The sequence below is a fragment of the Mycolicibacterium canariasense genome, from assembly GCF_002101555.1.
In the GTDB taxonomy this organism is placed as follows: Bacteria; Actinomycetota; Actinomycetes; order Mycobacteriales; family Mycobacteriaceae; genus Mycobacterium; species Mycobacterium canariasense.
Genome location: NZ_LQOL01000052.1, coordinates 358,844 through 376,873, shown reverse-complemented (window position 1 = coordinate 376,873; position 18,030 = coordinate 358,844). Strand labels below are relative to the sequence as shown.

16 protein-coding genes are annotated in these 18,030 nt (G+C 69.7%); 2 read left to right on the top strand and 14 right to left on the bottom strand.

Translation table 11 applies throughout. The features are described 5' to 3' along the window. Positions 1–20: 20 nt before the first annotated feature. Genes AWB94_RS17770 through mqo form a run of 7 tightly spaced genes read right to left on the bottom strand, consistent with a single transcriptional unit; the run spans position 21 to position 8,759 of the window. Positions 21–1,583, bottom strand: a complete 1,563-nt coding sequence (locus tag AWB94_RS17770) for an MFS transporter (RefSeq protein ID WP_084395109.1) — start codon at positions 1,581–1,583, stop codon at positions 21–23. A 32-nt stretch (positions 1,584–1,615) separates the two neighbouring features. Further along, positions 1,616–2,815, bottom strand: coding sequence for a uroporphyrinogen-III C-methyltransferase (cobA, locus tag AWB94_RS17765; protein ID WP_062656620.1), 1,200 nt, complete (start codon positions 2,813–2,815; stop codon positions 1,616–1,618). 29 nt (positions 2,816–2,844) lie between these two features. Next, positions 2,845–4,206 (bottom strand): cobyrinic acid a,c-diamide synthase CobB, encoded by a 1,362-nt coding sequence (locus AWB94_RS17760; RefSeq protein ID WP_062656453.1) that lies wholly within the window; start codon positions 4,204–4,206, stop codon positions 2,845–2,847. Between the two features lie 13 nt (positions 4,207–4,219). After that, entirely contained in the window at positions 4,220–4,834 is a 615-nt protein-coding gene (cobO, locus tag AWB94_RS17755) for a cob(I)yrinic acid a,c-diamide adenosyltransferase (RefSeq protein ID WP_062656452.1), read from the bottom strand. 10 nt (positions 4,835–4,844) lie between these two features. Continuing rightward, positions 4,845–6,785 carry a magnesium chelatase subunit D family protein gene (locus AWB94_RS17750; RefSeq protein WP_085122467.1) on the bottom strand — a complete coding sequence of 647 codons (1,941 nt, stop codon included), beginning with the start codon at positions 6,783–6,785 and terminating at the stop codon, positions 4,845–4,847. Further along, entirely contained in the window at positions 6,785–7,252 is a 468-nt protein-coding gene (locus AWB94_RS17745; RefSeq protein ID WP_062656450.1) for a GNAT family N-acetyltransferase, read from the bottom strand. The genes AWB94_RS17750 and AWB94_RS17745 overlap by 1 nt, the downstream gene beginning before the upstream one ends. A 13-nt stretch (positions 7,253–7,265) precedes the next feature. Continuing rightward, complete coding sequence (mqo, locus tag AWB94_RS17740) at positions 7,266–8,759, bottom strand: malate dehydrogenase (quinone) (RefSeq protein WP_062656449.1); 1,494 nt, start codon at positions 8,757–8,759, stop codon at positions 7,266–7,268. A 139-nt stretch (positions 8,760–8,898) separates the two neighbouring features. Here mqo and AWB94_RS17735 point away from each other — a divergent pair, with 139 nt between their 5' ends. Further along, the gene (locus AWB94_RS17735; protein ID WP_234811771.1) at positions 8,899–9,948 is read left to right on the top strand and encodes an alpha/beta fold hydrolase; all 1,050 of its coding nucleotides are present in this window, start codon (positions 8,899–8,901) and stop codon (positions 9,946–9,948) included. Positions 9,949–9,960: 12 nt separating this feature from the next. Beyond that, positions 9,961–11,349: a mycothione reductase gene (gene mtr / locus AWB94_RS17730; protein ID WP_062656448.1), complete on the top strand. Its 1,389-nt coding sequence runs from the start codon at positions 9,961–9,963 to the stop codon at positions 11,347–11,349. On the opposite strand, the gene nicT is transcribed toward mtr, so the two are convergent. The 7 genes from nicT to AWB94_RS17695 form a co-directional block, all read right to left on the bottom strand. Further along, a complete protein-coding gene (nicT, locus tag AWB94_RS17725; protein WP_062656447.1) occupies positions 11,346–12,416 on the bottom strand; it encodes a Nickel transporter NicT in 1,071 nt (356 codons plus the stop codon). The two genes, mtr and nicT, sit on opposite strands and share 4 nt — an antisense overlap. Positions 12,417–12,464: 48 nt before the next feature. After that, positions 12,465–12,761 (bottom strand): ArsR/SmtB family transcription factor, encoded by a 297-nt coding sequence (locus AWB94_RS17720; RefSeq protein ID WP_234811770.1) that lies wholly within the window; start codon positions 12,759–12,761, stop codon positions 12,465–12,467. A 64-nt stretch (positions 12,762–12,825) separates the two neighbouring features. After that, positions 12,826–13,557: a FadR/GntR family transcriptional regulator gene (locus AWB94_RS17715; protein WP_062656445.1), complete on the bottom strand. Its 732-nt coding sequence runs from the start codon at positions 13,555–13,557 to the stop codon at positions 12,826–12,828. Between the two features lie 18 nt (positions 13,558–13,575). Beyond that, entirely contained in the window at positions 13,576–14,349 is a 774-nt protein-coding gene (locus AWB94_RS17710; protein WP_062656444.1) for a 3-oxoacyl-ACP reductase, read from the bottom strand. 68 nt (positions 14,350–14,417) lie between these two features. Next, positions 14,418–15,788, bottom strand: coding sequence for an aldehyde dehydrogenase family protein (locus tag AWB94_RS17705; RefSeq protein WP_062656443.1), 1,371 nt, complete (start codon positions 15,786–15,788; stop codon positions 14,418–14,420). Then, positions 15,785–16,543: a gamma-glutamyl-gamma-aminobutyrate hydrolase family protein gene (locus AWB94_RS17700; RefSeq protein WP_062656442.1), complete on the bottom strand. Its 759-nt coding sequence runs from the start codon at positions 16,541–16,543 to the stop codon at positions 15,785–15,787. Before AWB94_RS17700 ends, AWB94_RS17705 begins: the two co-directional genes overlap by 4 nt. After that, positions 16,530–17,891, bottom strand: a complete 1,362-nt coding sequence (locus AWB94_RS17695) for a glutamine synthetase family protein (RefSeq protein ID WP_062656441.1) — start codon at positions 17,889–17,891, stop codon at positions 16,530–16,532. The genes AWB94_RS17700 and AWB94_RS17695 overlap by 14 nt, the downstream gene beginning before the upstream one ends. Between the last annotated feature and the right edge of the window lie 139 nt (positions 17,892–18,030).

The window sequence follows — 18,030 nt, the reverse complement described above, 5'->3', positions numbered from 1 at the left end:
GGCTGTGCGTCGACTGAACGTCAGTCGAGTTCGCCGGCGTCCAGCGCGTCCTTGACTTCCTGGGCGTGGGCGACCTCTTCGGCGGTGTACCGGATGAACAGCGCCACCGCACCCACCAGGACGGCCACCGCGGCGACCCACAGCAGGCCGTAGGTGTAACCCTGGTCCAGGGCGTGCAGCTGCGCGGGATTCATGTTCTTCACCGGGCCGGTGGTGCCGCCCAGGTACAGGGTGCGCGAGGTGATGACGGCCTGGATGATGGCCAGCACGACGGGCCCGCCGAGGTTCTGCAGCATGAGCGCGATCGCGGATACCGGGCCGATCTCGTCGAATCCGACCCCGGCGATGGCCGAGACGGTCAGCGGCACCACGATCATCCCGATGCCGAAGCCGCCGACGGTGATGGGCAGCACCAGGTTCGGGAAGTACGGGATGCCGGCGTTGAGCGTGGAGCCGTAGATCATGGCGCCGAGCACCAGGATGCCGCCGGCGATGACCAGCACGCGGGGCGAGAACCTGGACACCAGCACCGAGGACGCGCCAAGGCCGATGCCCAGCGCGATGACGAACGGGATGAAGCCGATGCCCGCCCGGAGCGCGCTGTAGCCCATGATGTCCTGCACGTACAGCCCGATCAGGACGGTCAGCGTGAACATCACGCCGCCGGCCAGGAACACCGCGGCCAGCGTGGCGACCCGGTTGCGTTCCCGGAACAGCGAGAACGGGACGACGGGGTTCTCCGCGGTGCGCTCGACGTACAGGAAGGCCAGGCCGAACAGTGCGGCGGCGGCACCGGAGACCAGGGTGATCGGCGACAGCCAGCCCTGCTCCGGGCCCATCGAGAAACCGAACACGGCCGCGGTGCAGGCCAGGGTGGCCAGGATGGCGCCCGCGGCGTCCAGCTTCATCGGCGCCCGGTCGGTTTCCTGCAGGGTCTTGCGGGCCAGCAGGATCATCACCAGCCCGATCGGGATGTTGACCAGGAAGGCCAGTCGCCAGGACACCTCGGTGAGCGCGCCGCCCACCACCAGGCCCATGACCGAGCCCACGCCGGTCATCGCCGCGAACACGGCGGTGGCGGCGTTACGCGCCGGACCCTTGGGGAAGGTGGTGGCAACCAGCGCCAGACCGGTCGGCGAGGCGATCGCCGAACCGACACCCTGCAGCAGCCGGGCGACGACCAGGGTGGCCTCGTCCCAGGCCACCCCGCACAGCACGGAGGCGATGGTGAACAGCGCAACGCCGACGATGAAGGTGCGCTTGCGGCCGATGGTGTCGCCGAGGCGGCCGCCCAGCAGCATCAGGCCGCCGAAGGTCAGCACGTACGCGGTGATGACCCAGCTGCGGCCGGCGTCGGACAGGCCCAGTTCGTCCTGGATCTTGGGCAGCGCGACGATCGCGACGGTGCTGTCCATGGTGGCCAGCAACTGCATGCCGCCGATGGCCATGACCGCGGCGATGAAGTTCCAGGACGGCAGCCATGCCGGCAGCCGGTTGTTGCGTCCTGGCCGGTCCTGCTCGATACGCATGGGCAGCGCGCGATTGTTTCCGCGCGCCCGCTCGGCGTCGTTGAGAGCCGTCATACGGGTTACCTTACAGTAATCTTAAGAATCCTTTAACTGCCGAAACCGGCGACGGCCCCGATCACGATGATCGCCGGGGGCCTGATGCCCTCGCTCCGGACGGTTTCGGCGACGTCGGTGAGCGTCGCGCGCACCGTGCGCTGCGCGGCGGTGCTCCCGTGCTGCACCACCAGCACCGGCGTATCCGCTGGTCGGCCGCCCGCCAGCAGCGCGTCGGCGAACAACTCGATGCGCTCGACAGCCATCAGCAGCACGATCGTGCCCGTCATCTGGGCCAGCGCATCCCAATTCACTAACGATTCGGGGTGCCCCGGCGCAACATGGCCGCTGACCACCACGAACTCGTGGTTGACGGCCCGATGCGTGACCGGAGTGCCGGCCAGGGCGGGCACCGCTATGGCACTGGTCACACCGGGCACCACGGTGACCGGAATCCCGGCCTCGGCGCAGGCGAGCACCTCCTCGTAGCCGCGGGCGAAGACGAACGGGTCACCGCCCTTGAGGCGCACGACGAACTTGCCGGCCTTGGCCCGTTCGATGAGGACGTCGTTGATGGCCTCCTGTGCCATCGCGCGGCCGTACGGGATCTTGGCGGCGTCGATCACCTCGACGTGCGGCGCCAGCTCGGCCAGGAGCTGCGGCGGGGCCAGCCGGTCGGCGACCACGACATCGGCCTGGGCCAGCAGCCGCCGGCCCCGCACCGTGATCAGCTCGGGGTCGCCCGGTCCCCCGCCGACCAGCGCCACCCCCTCGTGCACGGTGTCGGGGGCCTGCGCGCCGATCACCCCGCCCGCGAGCGCCTCGTGGATGGCGGTGCGGATCGCCGCGGAGCGGCGGTGCTCGCCGCCGGCCAGCACGCCGACGGTCAGCCCGTCGAACTCGAAGGAGGCCGGCGTGACCGCGGTGCCCGCGCGGGCGGCGTCGGCGCGGACACAGAAGATACGGCGCCGCTCGGCCCCCGCGACGATGGCGGCGTTCACCTCCGGATCGTCGGTGGCGGCCAGCACATACCAGGCGCCTTCCAGATCGTCGTCACGAAAGTCGCGCAGCGTCAACGTGATCGGGTGCATGACTTCGACGGCGGGAGTGGCGGCCCGGGTGATCACGTGCACGTCGGCCCCGACCGAGATCAGCAGCGGCAGCCGGCGCTGGGCCACGCTGCCGCCGCCCACGACGACCACTTTGCGCCCTTCCAGGCGCAGCCCGACGAGGTAGGCGTTCTCCGAACTCAAATTGCTCCTCGCGTCCGCGGCACTCACTGTCACGCGCCGAGCTTAAAGGTTTGCGCGGCCGCGACGAACCGGGTGATGGCCCGCGGATGCGCTGCGGGATGGGTGTGCAGATACCCGGCATGCACACCGCGATGCACCGCGCCGTCGACCGCCCGGCGTGTGGCAGGACCGGCAAACGCCCAGGCCTGTTCGTAATCGGCCGCGAAAGTGACTGTGGTGCGGTGGAATTCGTGTCCGGTGACGCGCTCACCGACCCGGTGCAGCGCCGAATCGGACACCGCCACCGCGTCGCGGTAGCCCAGCGTCAGCCGCTCGGTGAACCGGGCCGAGCCGGCCAGCACCCCGCACATCGGCACCCCGTCCAGATCGTCGACCAGGTAGGTCAGCCCGGCGCATTCGGCATGCACCGGGGCGCCCGCGCCGGCCAGCCCGCGGATCTGGGCGCGCACCGCCGCGTTGGCCGACAGCTCGGCGGTGAACTGTTCGGGGAAGCCGCCGGGGATCACCACGGCCGACGTGCCGGTCGGCAGGTCTTCGGCCAGCGGGTCGAAGTCGACGACGTCGGCACCGGCGGCCGCCAGCAGTTCCCGGTGCTCGGCGTAGCCGAAGCTGAAGGCCCGCCCGGCTGCCAGCGCGACCGTCACGTCCCGGACCGGCTCGGCCGTCGCCGGGCTCCACGGCGCGGCGGTGACACCGGCGCCGGCGGCCGCCAGCACGGCGGGCACGTCGACGTGCCGGGCCACCAGGTCCGTCATCGCCGCAACGGCGCCGATCGCGCGCTGGCCGTACTCGACGGCGGTGACCAGTCCGAGGTGACGCGAGGGCACCTCGAGTTCCGCCGCCCGCGGGACCGCCCCCAGCACCGGGACGCCGGCGTGCTCGCAGGCCTGCCGCAGCACCTGCTCATGCCGCGGCGACCCCACCCGGTTGAGGATCACCCCGGCGAACCGCAGTGTGCTATCGAAGGTCGAAAACCCGTGCAGCAGTGCGGCAATGCTCTGGCTCTGGCCTCGGGCATCGACCACCAGCACCACCGGGGCGCCGAGCAGGCCGGCGACCTGGGCGGTGGAACCGCGGGCCGGGCCGGCGTGTTCGGCGATGCGCCCGTCGAACAGGCCCATCACGCCTTCGACCACCGCGATGTCCGCGCCGGCGCTACCGTGCCGGTACAGCGGGCCGACCAGATCCTCCCCCACCAGCACCGGGTCCAGGTTGCGTCCGGGCACCCCCGCGGCCAGGGCGTGATAGCCGGGGTCGATGAAGTCCGGCCCGACCTTGAACGGCGCGACGCGGTGCCCGGCCCGGCGTAGCGCGCCGATCAGGCCGGTGGCCAGCGTGGTCTTGCCGCTGCCCGACGCGGGGGCGGCGATGACGACCGCGGGGGTCAGCACCGGCGGGCCGTCGCTACCACTCGATACCCCGCTGGCCCTTGCGGCCCGCGTCCATCGGGTGCTTGACCTTGGTCATCTCGGTGACCAGGTCGGCGGCGTCCAGAAGCGCCTGCGGCGCATCGCGTCCGGTGATCACCACGTGCTGGTTGCCGGGCCGCGCGGTGAGCACCTCGACCACCTCGTCGACGGGGATCCAGCCCCATTTCAGCGGGTAGGTGAACTCGTCGAGCACGTAGAAGTCGTGCCGGGTGTCAGCGAGCCGGGTGCGGATCTCGGCCCAGCCGTCGCGGGCCGCCTCGGCGTGGTCCACCTCGCTGCCCTGCTTGCGGGTCCAGGACCAGCCCGAGCCCATCTTGTGCCACTGCACCGGGCCGCCAACGCCGTGCTCGTCGTGCAGCCGGCCGAGCGCACGAAAGGCGCTCTCCTCGCCCACCTTCCACTTCGCGCTCTTGACGAACTGGAACACCGCGATATCGAATCCCTGGTTCCAGGCGCGCAGCGCCATGCCGAACGCGGCGGTCGACTTCCCCTTGCCGGGCCCGGTGTGCACCGCCAGCAGCGGGGCGTTACGGCGCGCCTTGGTGGTCAGCCCGTCGTCCGGAATCGTGAGCGGTTGCCCCTGTGGCATCGGTCGTCTCCTAGGCTGCTGATTCGACGGCTGCCGATTTGACCAGCGAGGTGAGCTCGCCGGCCTGCAATTGGTTCAGCCGGACCGCGGGGGCGCCCAACTGCCCGGCCAACCGGGTGGCCAATCCCAGTCGCACGTACGAGGTTTCACAATCCACCACGACGGCGGCGGTGCCTTCGGCCGCCAACAGCCGGGCGGCGGTCGCGGTGCGGCCCAGCGGGTCGGGGCCGCCGGTGGCCCGGCCGTCGGTGAGCACCACGACCAGCGGGCGCCGGGCCCGGTCGCGCGCCTTCTCGCGCAGGATCACGTCCCGCGCCGCCAACAACCCTTGTGCCAGTGGGGTTTTCCCGCCGGTGTCGAACCGCGCCAGCCGTCGCCCGGCGATGTACACCGATGAGGTCGGGGGCAGCAGCAGCTGCGCCCGGTCCTGCCGGAAGGTCACCACCGCCACCTTGTCGCGGCGCTGGTAGGCGTCGCGCAGCAGGGACAGCGTCGCGCCGCTGACCGCCGACATCCGGTCCCGGGCGGCCATCGAACCCGAGGCGTCGACGACGAAGATCACCAGGTTGGCCTCGCGGCCCTCCCGGACGGCACGCCGGACATCGTCGGGGCCGATCTGCGGCCGGCCGGCCCGGCGCTGGTTGCCCGCGGCCGCCAACACCGACGCGAACACATGCACGCCGTGGCCTTCGCCGGGCACGTCGGTGGCGGCGACGGTGCTGCCGGTGCGGTTACGGGCCCGCGACCGGCGCCCCGGGGCGCCCTCGCCGACGCCGGGGACCAGCAGCGCTTTCGTGCGGAACGTGCCTGCCGGCGGCGCGCTCTGGCGGGTACCGCCGCCGGGATTCTGCTGCGGGGCTTGACCGTTCGACGGCTCCGAGGGTTCCGTGGAACCACCGCCACCGGGTGGGTCGGGATCCGGATCGGGATCCTGGTCGGCCCCCCCTTGGTCGGCCGCGGCCAGCGCCTCGTCGAGGCGGTCCTGGTCCAGGCCCGGATCGTCGAACGGGTCACGACGGCGCCGGTGCGGCAGTGCCAGTTCCGCGGCGATCCGGATGTCCTCTTCTGCCACGGTGATCTTCCCCGTCGCTGCGCTCGCCCCGCTGACATTCCCCGTCGCTGCGCTCGCCCCGCTGACATTCCCCGTCGCTGCGCTCGCCCCGATTCCGGACCGGCGCCAGGCCGCGTGCGCCACCGCGGTGCGGGCCAGCACCAGGTCCGCACGCATCCCGTCCACGTCGAAGGCCGCGCACAGCGCGGCGATCCGCCGTAACTCGTTGTCGGGCAACACCACGTCGGCCAGGGCGGCCCTGGCCGCGGCGATCCGGCCCGCCAGCTCGGCATCCTGGGCCGCGTAACGGTCGGCGAAACCCACCGGGTCGGCCTCGTAGGCCAGCCGTTGCCGGATCACCTCGACGCGCACGTCGACATCGCGTGAGGCGGCCACGTCCACGGTGAGCCCGAACCGGTCCAGCAGCTGCGGGCGCAGCTCGCCCTCCTCCGGATTCATGGTGCCCACCAACACGAACCGGGCGTCGTGGCTGTGCGAGAGGCCGTCGCGTTCGATGTGCACCCGGCCCATCGCGGCCGCGTCCAGCAGCACGTCCACCAGGTGGTCGTGCAGCAGGTTGACCTCGTCGACGTACAGCACGCCGCCGTGCGCGCGGGCCAGCAGGCCGGGCTGGAAGGCGTGTTCGCCGTCGCGCAGCACCCGCTGCAGATCCAGCGAGCCCACCACCCGGTCCTCGGTGGCCCCGATCGGCAACTCGACCAACCGCGCCTCGGCGTCGACCTGGGACAGGACGGTGGCCAAGCCGCGCACCGCGGTCGACTTGGCGGTGCCCTTCTCACCACGGATCAGCACCCCGCCGATATCGGGGCGCACCGCGCACAGGATGAGCGCCAGCCGGAGCCGGTCATGGCCCACCAGTGCGCTGAACGGATAGGTCACTACTGCTGCCCCGCTCCCAGACCCGGTCTGATCATCGGCACGTGCGGGATGCCGTCCTCCAGGAATTCTTCGCCGTCGCGGACGAATCCGTGCGCGCCGTACATCTCCTGCAGATAGGTCTGCGCGTCGATGCGGCACGGGTAGTCACCCACCTCGGCGATCGCGGCCTGCATCAGCCGGTTGGTGTGGCCGTTGCCGCGGTCGGTGCGCTTGGTGCACACCCGGCCGATCCGGAACACCTTCTCCCCGCCGGGATGCTCCTCCATCAAGCGCAGCGTCGAAATCACCCGACCCTCGGCATCTTCCAGCCAGAAGTGCCGGGTCTCGGCGAGCAGGTCGCGGCCGTCCAGTTCGGGGTACGGGCAGGCCTGCTCCACCACGAACACCTCGACGCGCAGCTTCAGGATCTCGTACAGCGTGGCTGCGTCGAGATCCTGCGCCCAGCTCCGGCGCAACGCGACCGTCATCGGCGCACCGTCGTCACACGGCCGCGGGCGTGTCGAGCTGCAGCACCCGGGTGCCGTGGTCCCACACCTCGCGGAACAGCCCGGGCTCGTTGGACAGCTTGACGCCCAGCGACGGGACCATCTCCTTGAGCTTGGGCGCCCAGGCCGCGTATCGGTCGCCGAAGCAGCGTTGCATCACGTCCAGCATCGCCGGCACCGCGGTCGAGGCGCCGGGTGAGGCACCCAGCAGGCCGGCGATGGATCCGTCGGCGGCCGAGAGCACGGTGGTGCCGAATTCCAGTACGCCGCCCGCACCCTTGCGCCGGATCACCTGCACCCGCTGCCCGGCGATATCCAGCTCCCAATCGGAATCCCGTGCGCTGGGCGCGAATTCGCGCAGCGTTTCGACCCGGTCGGCCTCGCTGAGCAGCAGCTGGCCGACCAGGTAGTTCACCAGGCTCATCTCGGTGAGCCCGACGCCCAGCATGGAGGCCAGGTTGTTCGGCTTGACCGACAGCGGCAGGTCGGTGAACTTGCCCTGCTTGAGGAACTTCGGCGTCCAGCCCGCGAACGGACCGAACAACAGCCAGGATCTGCCGTTGATGACGCGGGTGTCCAGGTGCGGCACCGACATCGGCGGCGCGCCCAGCGGCGGCTGGCCGTACACCTTGGCCTGGTGTCCCGCGGTCAGCTCCGGGTTGTTGGTGCGCAGGAACGCCCCGCCGACCGGGAACCCGCCGAATCCCTTGACCTCGGGGATGCCGGACTTCTGCAGCAGCGGCAGCGCGCCGCCGCCGGCGCCGACGAAGACGAACTTCGCGTTGATCTTGTACTTCTCGCCGGTGCGGCGGTTGACGTAGCGCAGCGTCCAGGTGCCGTCGGACTCCTTGCTCAGGTTGCGCACCTCGTGCCCGAACAGCGTGTCCATGCCGTGCGCGGCGCCGTACCCGATGAGCTGACGCGACAGCGAACCGAAGTCGACGTCGGTGCCCGACTGGGTCCAGTTCAACGCCACCGGTTCGGAGAAATCGCGCTTGGCGGCCATCAGCGGCAGCCGGCGCGCGAACTCGTCGGGGTCGTCGATGAACTCCATCGAGGCGAACAGCGGGTTGCCCACCAGCGCGTCGTAGCGCGCCTTGAGGTACCCGACATTGCGCGCCCCGTGCACGAAGGACACGTGCGGGATGGGGTTGAGGAAGTTGCGTACGTCGGGCAGCACGCCGTTCTCCACGGCGTAGGTCCAGAACTGCCGAGACACCTGGAACTGCTCGTTGACGTTGACGGCCTTGGCGATGTCGATGGTGCCGTCGGAGTTCTGCGGGGTGTAGTTCAGCTCGCACAGCGCGGAGTGGCCCGTGCCGGCGTTGTTCCAGGGGTCGCTGCTCTCGGCCGCCGCGCCGTCGAGGCGTTCGATCAGCGTGATCGACCAACTCGGCTCCACCAGGCGCAGCAACGCGCCCAGGGTCGCGCTCATGATTCCCGCGCCGACGAGCACGACGTCGGTCTTGGCTAGCTTGGGGTCAGACACCGTTGGCTGGTCCTTCGTTTCGCACGGCCCGCCGCAGCGGTACGCGACGGTTCTTGTGATCCTCAGGTTATCGCGACGCATCTGCCGGGTAACGGGCCGTGCCGGGTGCTTTCGGTCACCACGCCGCTAGGGTGAAGCCGTGACGGCATCGCAGGGCCATGCTCAGGTGCAATGGGAACCCGACGTCCTGTCCGGCTATCGACAACTGACCGTCCCGCTGGGCCCCGACCCGGACCGCGAAGGGGACCTGGTGGTCACGCTGGTCCGGCGTGAACAGGACCCGGAACGGGACCCAGGGCACGACCCTGCCCGGCACCGCGCGGTGGTGCTGGTGCACGGGTTCACCGACTACTTCTTCCACACCGAACTGGCCGACCGGTTCGCCGCCCGCGGTTTCGCGGTCTACGCGGTGGACCTGCCCAAATGCGGCCGCTCCTGGCGTGATGGGCAAACCCCGCACTTCACCACCGACCTGGCCCGCTACGACGTCGCGCTGCAGGCCGCGCTCGATCACGTCGACGCCGACGAGGTGCTGGTCTACGGGCACTCGGCCGGCGGGTTGGTGGTGACGCTGTGGCTGGATCGGCTGCGCCGCCACCGCACCAGCGGGCGCGTCACCGGACTGGTGCTCAACAGCCCCTGGTTCGACTTGCACGGGCCGGCGATCCTGCGCAGCGCACCGACGTCGGTGGCGCTGCGCGCGCTGGCCCGGTGGCGCACCACACAGGTGATCCGCCGCCCGACCGGCGAGGGCGGCTACGGCACCACCCTGCACCGGGACTATGCCGGGGAGTTCGACTACAACCTGGAGTGGAAACCGGTCGGCGGCTTCCCGGTGACGTTCGGCTGGATCAACGCGATCCGGCGGGCGCAGGCCAGGCTGCACCGCGGCCTGGATGTCGGGGTGCCGTCGCTGATCCTGCGCTCGAGCCACAGCGTCCCGGAATCCAGGGATCCCGATGCCATCCAGCGCGGCGACGCCGTGCTCGACGTCGCGCAGATCGCGCGGTGGGCCGGCTGTGTCGGCAATCGCGGCACGATCGTGCCGATCACCGACGCCAAACACGACGTGTTCTTGTCCCTCGCCGGCCCGCGAATGGCCGCCTACCGCGAACTCGATGCCTGGCTCAGCTGGCATCTCACCGAGCTCGACCACCGAAATCCTTCCACCGCAACACAATCCGGATAGGGCGCCACACGCGTGCAGCACTACGACCTGACGATCATCGGCACCGGCTCGGGCAACAGCATCCCCGACACCGGCTTCGACGCCCGCTACGGCCAGATGCGCATCGCCATCGCCGAGCAGGGCACCTTCGGCGGCACCTGCCTGAACGTGGGCTGCATCCCGACCAAGATGTTCGTCTACGCCGCGGAGGTGGCCCACACCATCCGCGATGCGCGGCGGTTCGGCATCGACGCCCACATCGACGGTGTGCGCTGGCCCGACATCGTGAAACGGGTCTTCGGCCGGATCGACCCGATCGCGGCCTCCGGCGCGGCATACAAACGCAGCCTGCCCAATATCGACGTCTACGCCAGCCACGTCCGGTTCACCGGCGTGCGGGACGGCCGCTACCTGTTGCGCACCGAGGCCGGCGACGAGTTCAGCTCCGATCAGGTGGTGATCGCGGCCGGGTCGCGGGCCACGGTGCCGCCGGCGATCCGCGACTGCGGGGTGGCCTACCACACCAGCGACACCATCATGCGGATCGAGGAGCTGCCCGAGCACATGGTGATCGTGGGCGGAGGGTTCGTTGCCGCCGAGTTCGCGCATGTGTTCTCCGCGCTCGGCGTCCGGGTGACCGTCGTGGTGCGCGGACCGGGCATGCTGACGCACTGCGATGAGACGATCTGCCACCGTTTCACCGACCTGGCCGCAGCGAAATGGGATCTGCGCACCCACGTCAACGTCATCGGGTCGCGCACCGAGAACGGGCGCACGGTGCTGGAACTCGACGACGGCTCCGAACTGGACACCGATGTGCTGCTGGTGGCGACCGGCCGGGTGCCCAACGGGGACCTGCTGGACGCCGAGCTCGCCGGGGTCACCGTTCGCGATGGCATGGTGGCGGTCGACGAGTATCAGCGCACCACCGCCCGCGGCGTCTACGCCCTCGGCGACGTGTCCTCGGACTACCAGCTCAAGCACGTGGCCAACCACGAGATGCGGGTGGTGCGGCACAACCTGCTGCTGGACTGGGACGACACCGCGGCGATGGTGGCCAGCGACCACCGCTTCGTACCCTCGGCGGTGTTCACCGACCCGCAGATGGCGATGGTCGGCCTCACCGAGGGGCAGGCCCGCGAGGCCGGCCACGACATCGTGGTCAAGGTGCAGAATTACGGCGACACCGCCTACGGCTGGGCGATGGAAGACACCACCGGGATCGCCAAGCTGATCGGCGAGCGCGGCACCGGCCGGATCCTGGGGGCGCACATCCTCGGCTACCAGGCCTCATCCATCATCCAGCCGCTGATCCAGGCGATGAGCCTCGGCCAGCCCGCCAAAGCGGTTGCCACCCAGCAATATTGGATTCACCCCGCACTTCCCGAGGTGATCGAGAACGCGCTGCTGGGGCTGCTCTAAGCCGCCGGTGTGGCCTCCCAGCGTTCCTCGATCCGGCCGAAGCGCCACACCCCGATCGCGATGAGCCAGGTGAGCACGAACATGCCGACGATCGAGAAGCCGACGAATTCCAGATCCGCCGAACCGATCACCGTCAGCGGACCGGACGTGATACCGAGTCGATCCACCAGCAGGCCGGTGAGCACGATGACACCGATGGCCAGCGCGACGAGCACCGACAGCACGGTGACGGTCAGGTTGTAGTACACCTTGCGGATCGGCTTGAGGAACGCCCAGCCGTAGGCGCGGGCCATGAAGATCCCGTCGAGGCTGTCGAACAGGCTCATCCCCGCGGCGAACAGCACCGGCAGCACCAGCACCGCGTACCAGGGCAGCGTGAAGGCCGCGGTGCCGGCCGCCAGAACCAGCAACGCCACCTGTGTGGCGGTATCGAAACCCAGGCCCATCAGGAAACCGACCGGGTACAGGTGCCACGGCTTGTCCACCCGGTGCATCACCCGGCCCACCAACCGGGCGAGCAGCCCCCGATTGTCCAACTGCCGCTCCAGTTCCTGCTCATCGAACTCGCCGCGGCGCATGGCCCGGAACACCTTGGCGATGCCCACCGCGGCGAACAGATTGGTCAAGCCGATCAGCAGCAGGAACGTGCCGGCCACCACCGAACCGATGAGCCCCAGGGTGGCCAGCATCGCGGAATCGTCGTCCTGCACCGGGCCGGCGACGGCCCGCACGCCCAACGCCAGCAGCAGCGCCAGCCCGAACACCACGCTGGAATGCCCGAGCGAGAACCAGAACCCGGCCGACAGCGACCGGGTGCCCTCACCCACCAGCTTGCGGGTGGTGTTGTCGATGACGGCGATGTGGTCGGCGTCGAACGCGTGCCGGGCGCCCAGCAGGTAGGCCGTCACCCCGAGCCCGACGCCGAACACGCCGGCCGAGCCCAGTGTGATGTGCTGGGGTGCCACACCGAAAACCAGGACGCCCCAACCGAATACGTGCAGTGCCGCGACCACGCCGGCGATGCCTGCGATGGAGATCCAGTCGGCCCGGTCGAATCGCGATGACATCACCGCAGCGTAGGACTCCGCACGATATCTGTCTACCTGAACAGATGATCAGGCGTGCCGCGCGCCGATCCAGTGCAGCAGGTCGTGCACCACGTCGTCGTCCAGGCGGTAGGACACCGTGCGCCCGGTCCGGGTGCTGGACACCCAACCCTGATCACGCAGCACGCGAAGGGCTTGGGAGGCGGCGTTTTCGGAGCGCCCCAGCACGGCGGCCAGATCGCCGACACAGATCCCGGGGGCCCGGTGCAGGGCCAGCAGGATCTCCAGCCGGTGCGGATCCGACAGCAGGTCGAACCGCCGCGCCCACCCCGCGGTGTCGACATGGGGATCTGCAGGTCCGGCCACGCCCCGATCGTAGTGATTTGTGCACATCCCGTAACGCCCACCGTGACAAAACGTGCACAAATCCCTAGTCGAGGAAGCCGTGCAGCAGCGCGGCCGACCCCGCGACGTGCGCCGCCATCGCCGTCCCGGCGCCGTCGGCGTCCCCGGCCAGGATCGCCATCACGATGGCCTCGTGCTGTTCGTCGGAATGGGCGATGTTGCGGGACAACAGCGGGATCTGATCCAGCAGCGCGTTGATCCGCATCCGGTTCTGGGCCACCAGCGGCACCAGCGACGGCGACCCGGCCGCCTCGGCGATGGCCAGATGCAGTCGGGAGTCCAACCGCCGGTAGTCATCGGGATCGGCGCCGCGCACGTCGCCCAGCCGCGACCACAGACCCTCCCGCTGCACCGCGGTCAGCGTGCGCCCGGCCGCCATCCGGGCCGCCCCCACCTCGAGGATCTCGCGCAGCCGCACGGCGTCGTCGATCTCCTCCCGGGTCAGACCGTCGCCGCTGGCCGGCAGCGCGGGCATCTCGGTGGCCAGGAAGGTGCCGCCGTAGCGGCCCCGCTTGGAGACCAGATACCCGGCGTCGGCCAGCGATCTGATGGCTTCCCGGACGGTGTCGCGGCTGACCCCGAGCCGGGCGGCCAGCTCCCGTTCCGGCGGCAGCGAGGCCCCCGGCTCCAGCACCCCGAGCCGGATGGTCTCCAACAACCGACCGACGGTGTCCTCGAAGGCGTTGCCGAGCCGCACCGGGCGCAGCAGCGCCTCGCCGGCGGTCAGCGGCTCGGACAGCCGATCGGACTCAGACATCGGAGCACACCTACCGGCTCACAGCGGCGTGACGTAGTGGCCGCTGATGCCGCCGTCGACCAGGAAGGTCGAGCCGGTGATGAACGATGCGTCGTCACTGGCCAGGAACGCGACCGCGGCGGCCAGCTCCTCGGGCTCGGCGAACCGGCCCACCGGCACGTGCACCAGGCGCCGCGCCGCCCGCTCGGGATCCTTGGCGAACAGTTCCTGCAGCAACGGGGTGTTCACCGGGCCGGGGCACAGCGCGTTCACCCGGATGCCCTGGCGGGCGAACTGCACCCCGAGTTCCCGCGACATGGCCAGCACCCCACCCTTGGACGCGGTGTAGGAGATCTGGCTGGTGGCCGATCCCATCACCGCGACGAACGACGCGGTGTTGATGATCGAGCCCCGCTGCGCGGGCACCATGTGCCGCAGGGCGGCCCGGCAGCACAGGTACACACTCTTGAGGTTGATGTCCTGCACCTTCTGCCAGGCGGGCAGCTCGGTGTTCTCGATCAGGTCGTCCTCGGGCGGGCTGATCCCGGCGTTGTTGAACGCGATGTCCAATCCCCCGTGCACCTTCACGGCCGTGTCGAACAAATGGTCCACCGCGTCCTGATCCGACACGTCGACCTGGACGAAGGTGACGTTGAGTTCGTCGGCGACGGCTTGTCCGGTCACCGGGTCGACATCGCCGATGACGACGATGGCGCCTTCGGCCTGCATCCGCTTGGCCGTGGCCAGCCCGATCCCGCTGGCACCCCCGGTGATGACGGCGACCTTGTCCTTCAGCCGCTGGCTCAGATCCATCTACAGCTCCTCACTGTGCTCATTCGTCGGCTCGCCGACATGCTCAATTCGCCGGCTCGCCGACGTGCTCAATTCGTCGGCTCGCCGACATGAATGAAAACGTTCTTGGTTTCGGTGAAAGACAATGGCGCATCCGGGCCTAGCTCCCGACCGAGCCCGGACTGTTTGAAGCCGCCGAACGGCGTGCTATAGCGCACCGACGAGTGCGAGTTGACGCTGAGGTTCCCGGCCTCGACGGCGCGCGAAACCCGAAGGGCGCGTGACACATTGTCGGTCCAGATGGATCCCGACAATCCGTAGGAGGTGGCGTTGGCCAGGGCGACGGCATCGGCCTCGTCCTCGAACGGCAGCACGGTGACCACCGGCCCGAAGATCTCCTCGGTGACGGTGCGGTCGGCCCGGGTCGGGGTCAGCACGGTCGGGGCGAACCAGTACCCGGGCCCGCCCGGCGCCGACCCGCGGAAGGCGACCGGCGCGTCCTCGGGCACATAGGCCGACACCGACTCCCAGTGCTTCTTGGAAACCAGTGGCCCCATCTCGGTGTCACGGGCGGTCGGGTCGCCCACCACCACCCCCTTGACCGCGGGTTCCAACAACTCCATGAACCGGTCATAGATATTGCGCTGCACCAGGATCCGGCTGCGGGCACAGCAATCCTGGCCGGCGTTGTCGAACACGCCGTAGGGGGCGGTTGCCGCGGCCCGCTCCAGATCGCAGTCGTCGAAGACGATATTGGCGCTCTTGCCACCCAGCTCCAGGGTGACACGCTTGACCTGCGCGGCGGCGCCGGCCATCACCCGAGTACCCACCCGGGTGGAGCCGGTGAACACTACCTTGCGCACATCGGGATGGGTGACGAACCGTTCGCCCACCACCGGCCCCGCCCCGGGTAACACCTGGAAAAGCCCTTCGGGCAGGCCCGATTCGAGGGCCAGCTCGCCCAGCCGGATAGAGGTCAGCGGCGTCCACTCGGCGGGCTTGAGCAGCACGGCGTTACCGGCGGCCAGCGCCGGGGCGAACCCCCAGGCCGCGATGGTCATCGGGAAGTTCCACGGGGTGATCACACCGACCACGCCGAGCGGCTCGTGGAAGGTGACGTCGAGTCCACCGGCCACCGGAATCTGCTTGCCGGACAGACGTTCCGGGCTGGCCGCGTAATAGGTGAGCACATCGCGGACATGCCCGGCCTCCCACTCGGCCTGGCCGATCGGATGCCCGGAGTTGGCCACCTCAAGGGCGGCCAGTTCGGCGATATGGGCATCGACCGTCGCGGCGAATGCGCGCAACGCACCCGCCCGGTCGGCGGGGGCCAGCCGCGCCCATTGACGCTGGGCGGTCACCGCGGCCGCCACCGCGTCGTCGACCGCCGCCTCGTCGAGCAGCTCGACGGTGCGCAGTACCTCCTCGGTGGCCGGATTGATGACCTCGCAGGTGCTCATGAAACCCTTTCCGTCGCATACTCGCCGGCCGCCTGCACCAGGCCGGCGAACAACCGCAGATCGTCCAGCCGCTCCTCGGGGTGCCATTGCACCCCCACGACGAACCGGTCGCCCGGCAGCTCCACACCCTCGATCACCCCGTCGGTGGTGTCCTGGGCGCTGATGATCAACCCGTCCCCGAGCCGGTCGATGGCCTGGTGGTGATAGCACTGGGCATCCGAGGACTCGCCGATGAGACCCGCCAGCCGAGTGCCCGGCACGGTCCGCACGTGCGAGGTGCTGAACACCGCGTTGCCCTGCTGATGGCGGGTGTGGCCCAGCACGTCGGGCAGGTGCTGATGCAGGGTCCCCCCGAGCGCCACGTTGAGCACCTGGGCCCCGCGGCAGATCCCGAGCACCGGTATGCCGCGGCGCAGCGCGGCCCGCAGCAACGTGAACTCCCATTCGTCGCGCGGGCCGGCCGGCTCGTCGGTCGCCGAGTGCCGTTGCTGGCCATAACTTTCCGGGTTGACGTCGCGGCCGCCGGTGATGATCAGCCCGTCGACGCCGCGCAGCACCCGCTCGACCACCTCGGCACCGTGCGGCTGCGGCGGCAGCAGCACCGCGGTGCCGCCACCGCGGTTGACACCCTCGATGTAGATGGCGGGCAGGAAACTGGCCTGCACATCCCACACCCCGGTCTGCGCCTGCTGCAGGTAGGTCGTGAGTCCGATGACCGGCCGCGGTGACCCGGGGTTCTGGTCAGAGGCGCTCAAAGCCCCTTCTCCTTTCCCAATCCGTGACGGCCCCGTTGAACGCGGCCAGTTCGACACGTGCGTTGTTGAGATAGTGCTCGACGACGTCGTCGCCGAACGCCGAGCGGGCCACCGCCGATCCCGCGAACAGGTCGGCCGCTTCGGCCAGGGTGCTGGGCAGGCGCTGGGCGCCACCGGCGTAGGCGTTGCCGGTGCACGGCTCTTCCAGTTCGAGGCCTTCGTCGATGCCGTGCAGGCCCCCCGCGATCAGCGCCGCGACCGCCAGGTACTGATTCACGTCCCCGCCGGGAGCTCGGCATTCCATCCGCATCCCCTGCCCGTGCCCCACCACCCGCAGGGCGCAGGTGCGGTTGTCCATTCCCCACGCCACCGCCGTCGGGGCAAAGCTTCCGTCGGCAAAGCGCTTGTAGGAGTTGATATTCGGAGCATAGAACAATGTCAGCTCACGCAGCGTCGCCAGCTGGCCGGCCACGAAGCTGCGGAACATCGCCGACATGCCCAGCGGGTCCGCGTCGTCGGCAAACACCGCCGAACCGTCCGTGGCACGGAAGGACAGGTGGATGTGGCAGCTGTTGCCTTCCCGTTCATCGAATTTCGCCATGAACGTCAGCGATTTGCCGTGCTGGTCGGCGATCTCCTTGGCACCGTTCTTGTAGATGGTGTGGTTGTCGCAGGTGACCAACGCGTCGTCGTAGCGGAAGGCGATCTCCTGCTGCCCGAGGTTGCACTCGCCCTTGACGCCCTCGCAGTACATACCGGCGCCTTCCATCCCGCGGCGGATGTCGCGCAGCAGCGGCTCCATCCGGGTCGAGGCCAGCATGGCGTAGTCGACGTTGTAGTCGGTGGCCGGCGTCAGACCGCGATAGTCGGCGGCCCAGGAGGCGCGGTAGGTGTCCTCGAACACCATGAATTCCAGCTCGGTGCCGACGAACGCGGCCAGTCCGCGGTCGGTCAGCCGGTCGAGTTGCCGGCGCAGGATGCTGCGGGGCGCCTGGACCACGGGACGACCCTTGGGGCCCGCAGGACCCCACGACAGGTCGGCCATCACCAGGGCGGTACCGGGCAGCCAGGGCAGCAGGCGCAGGGTGGTGAAGTCGGGGGTCATCACCATGTCGCCGTAGCCGGTCTCCCAACTGGAGATCGCGTAGCCGTCCACGGTGTTCATGTCGACGTCGACGGCCAGCAGGTAGTTGCAGCATTCGGCGCCGTGGGCGGCGACCTCCTCGACGAACAGCCGCGCGGACACCCGTTTGCCGGTGAGCCGGCCCTGCATATCGGTGAACGCGACGATGACGGTGTCGACGTCTCCGTCGGCGACAAGACGCTCCAGCTCGAACTGCGTCAGCATGCAGAACGCTCCCTCTCTACGACGAGAAGTCAACCATTACCGCCCTTGACTACCGCAGGCGCGTTGTCTTCGACGGTCATTCACCTACACATTTACACAACCGTCACCTCAAAGGTAGGACAGCAGACCAATAGGGGCT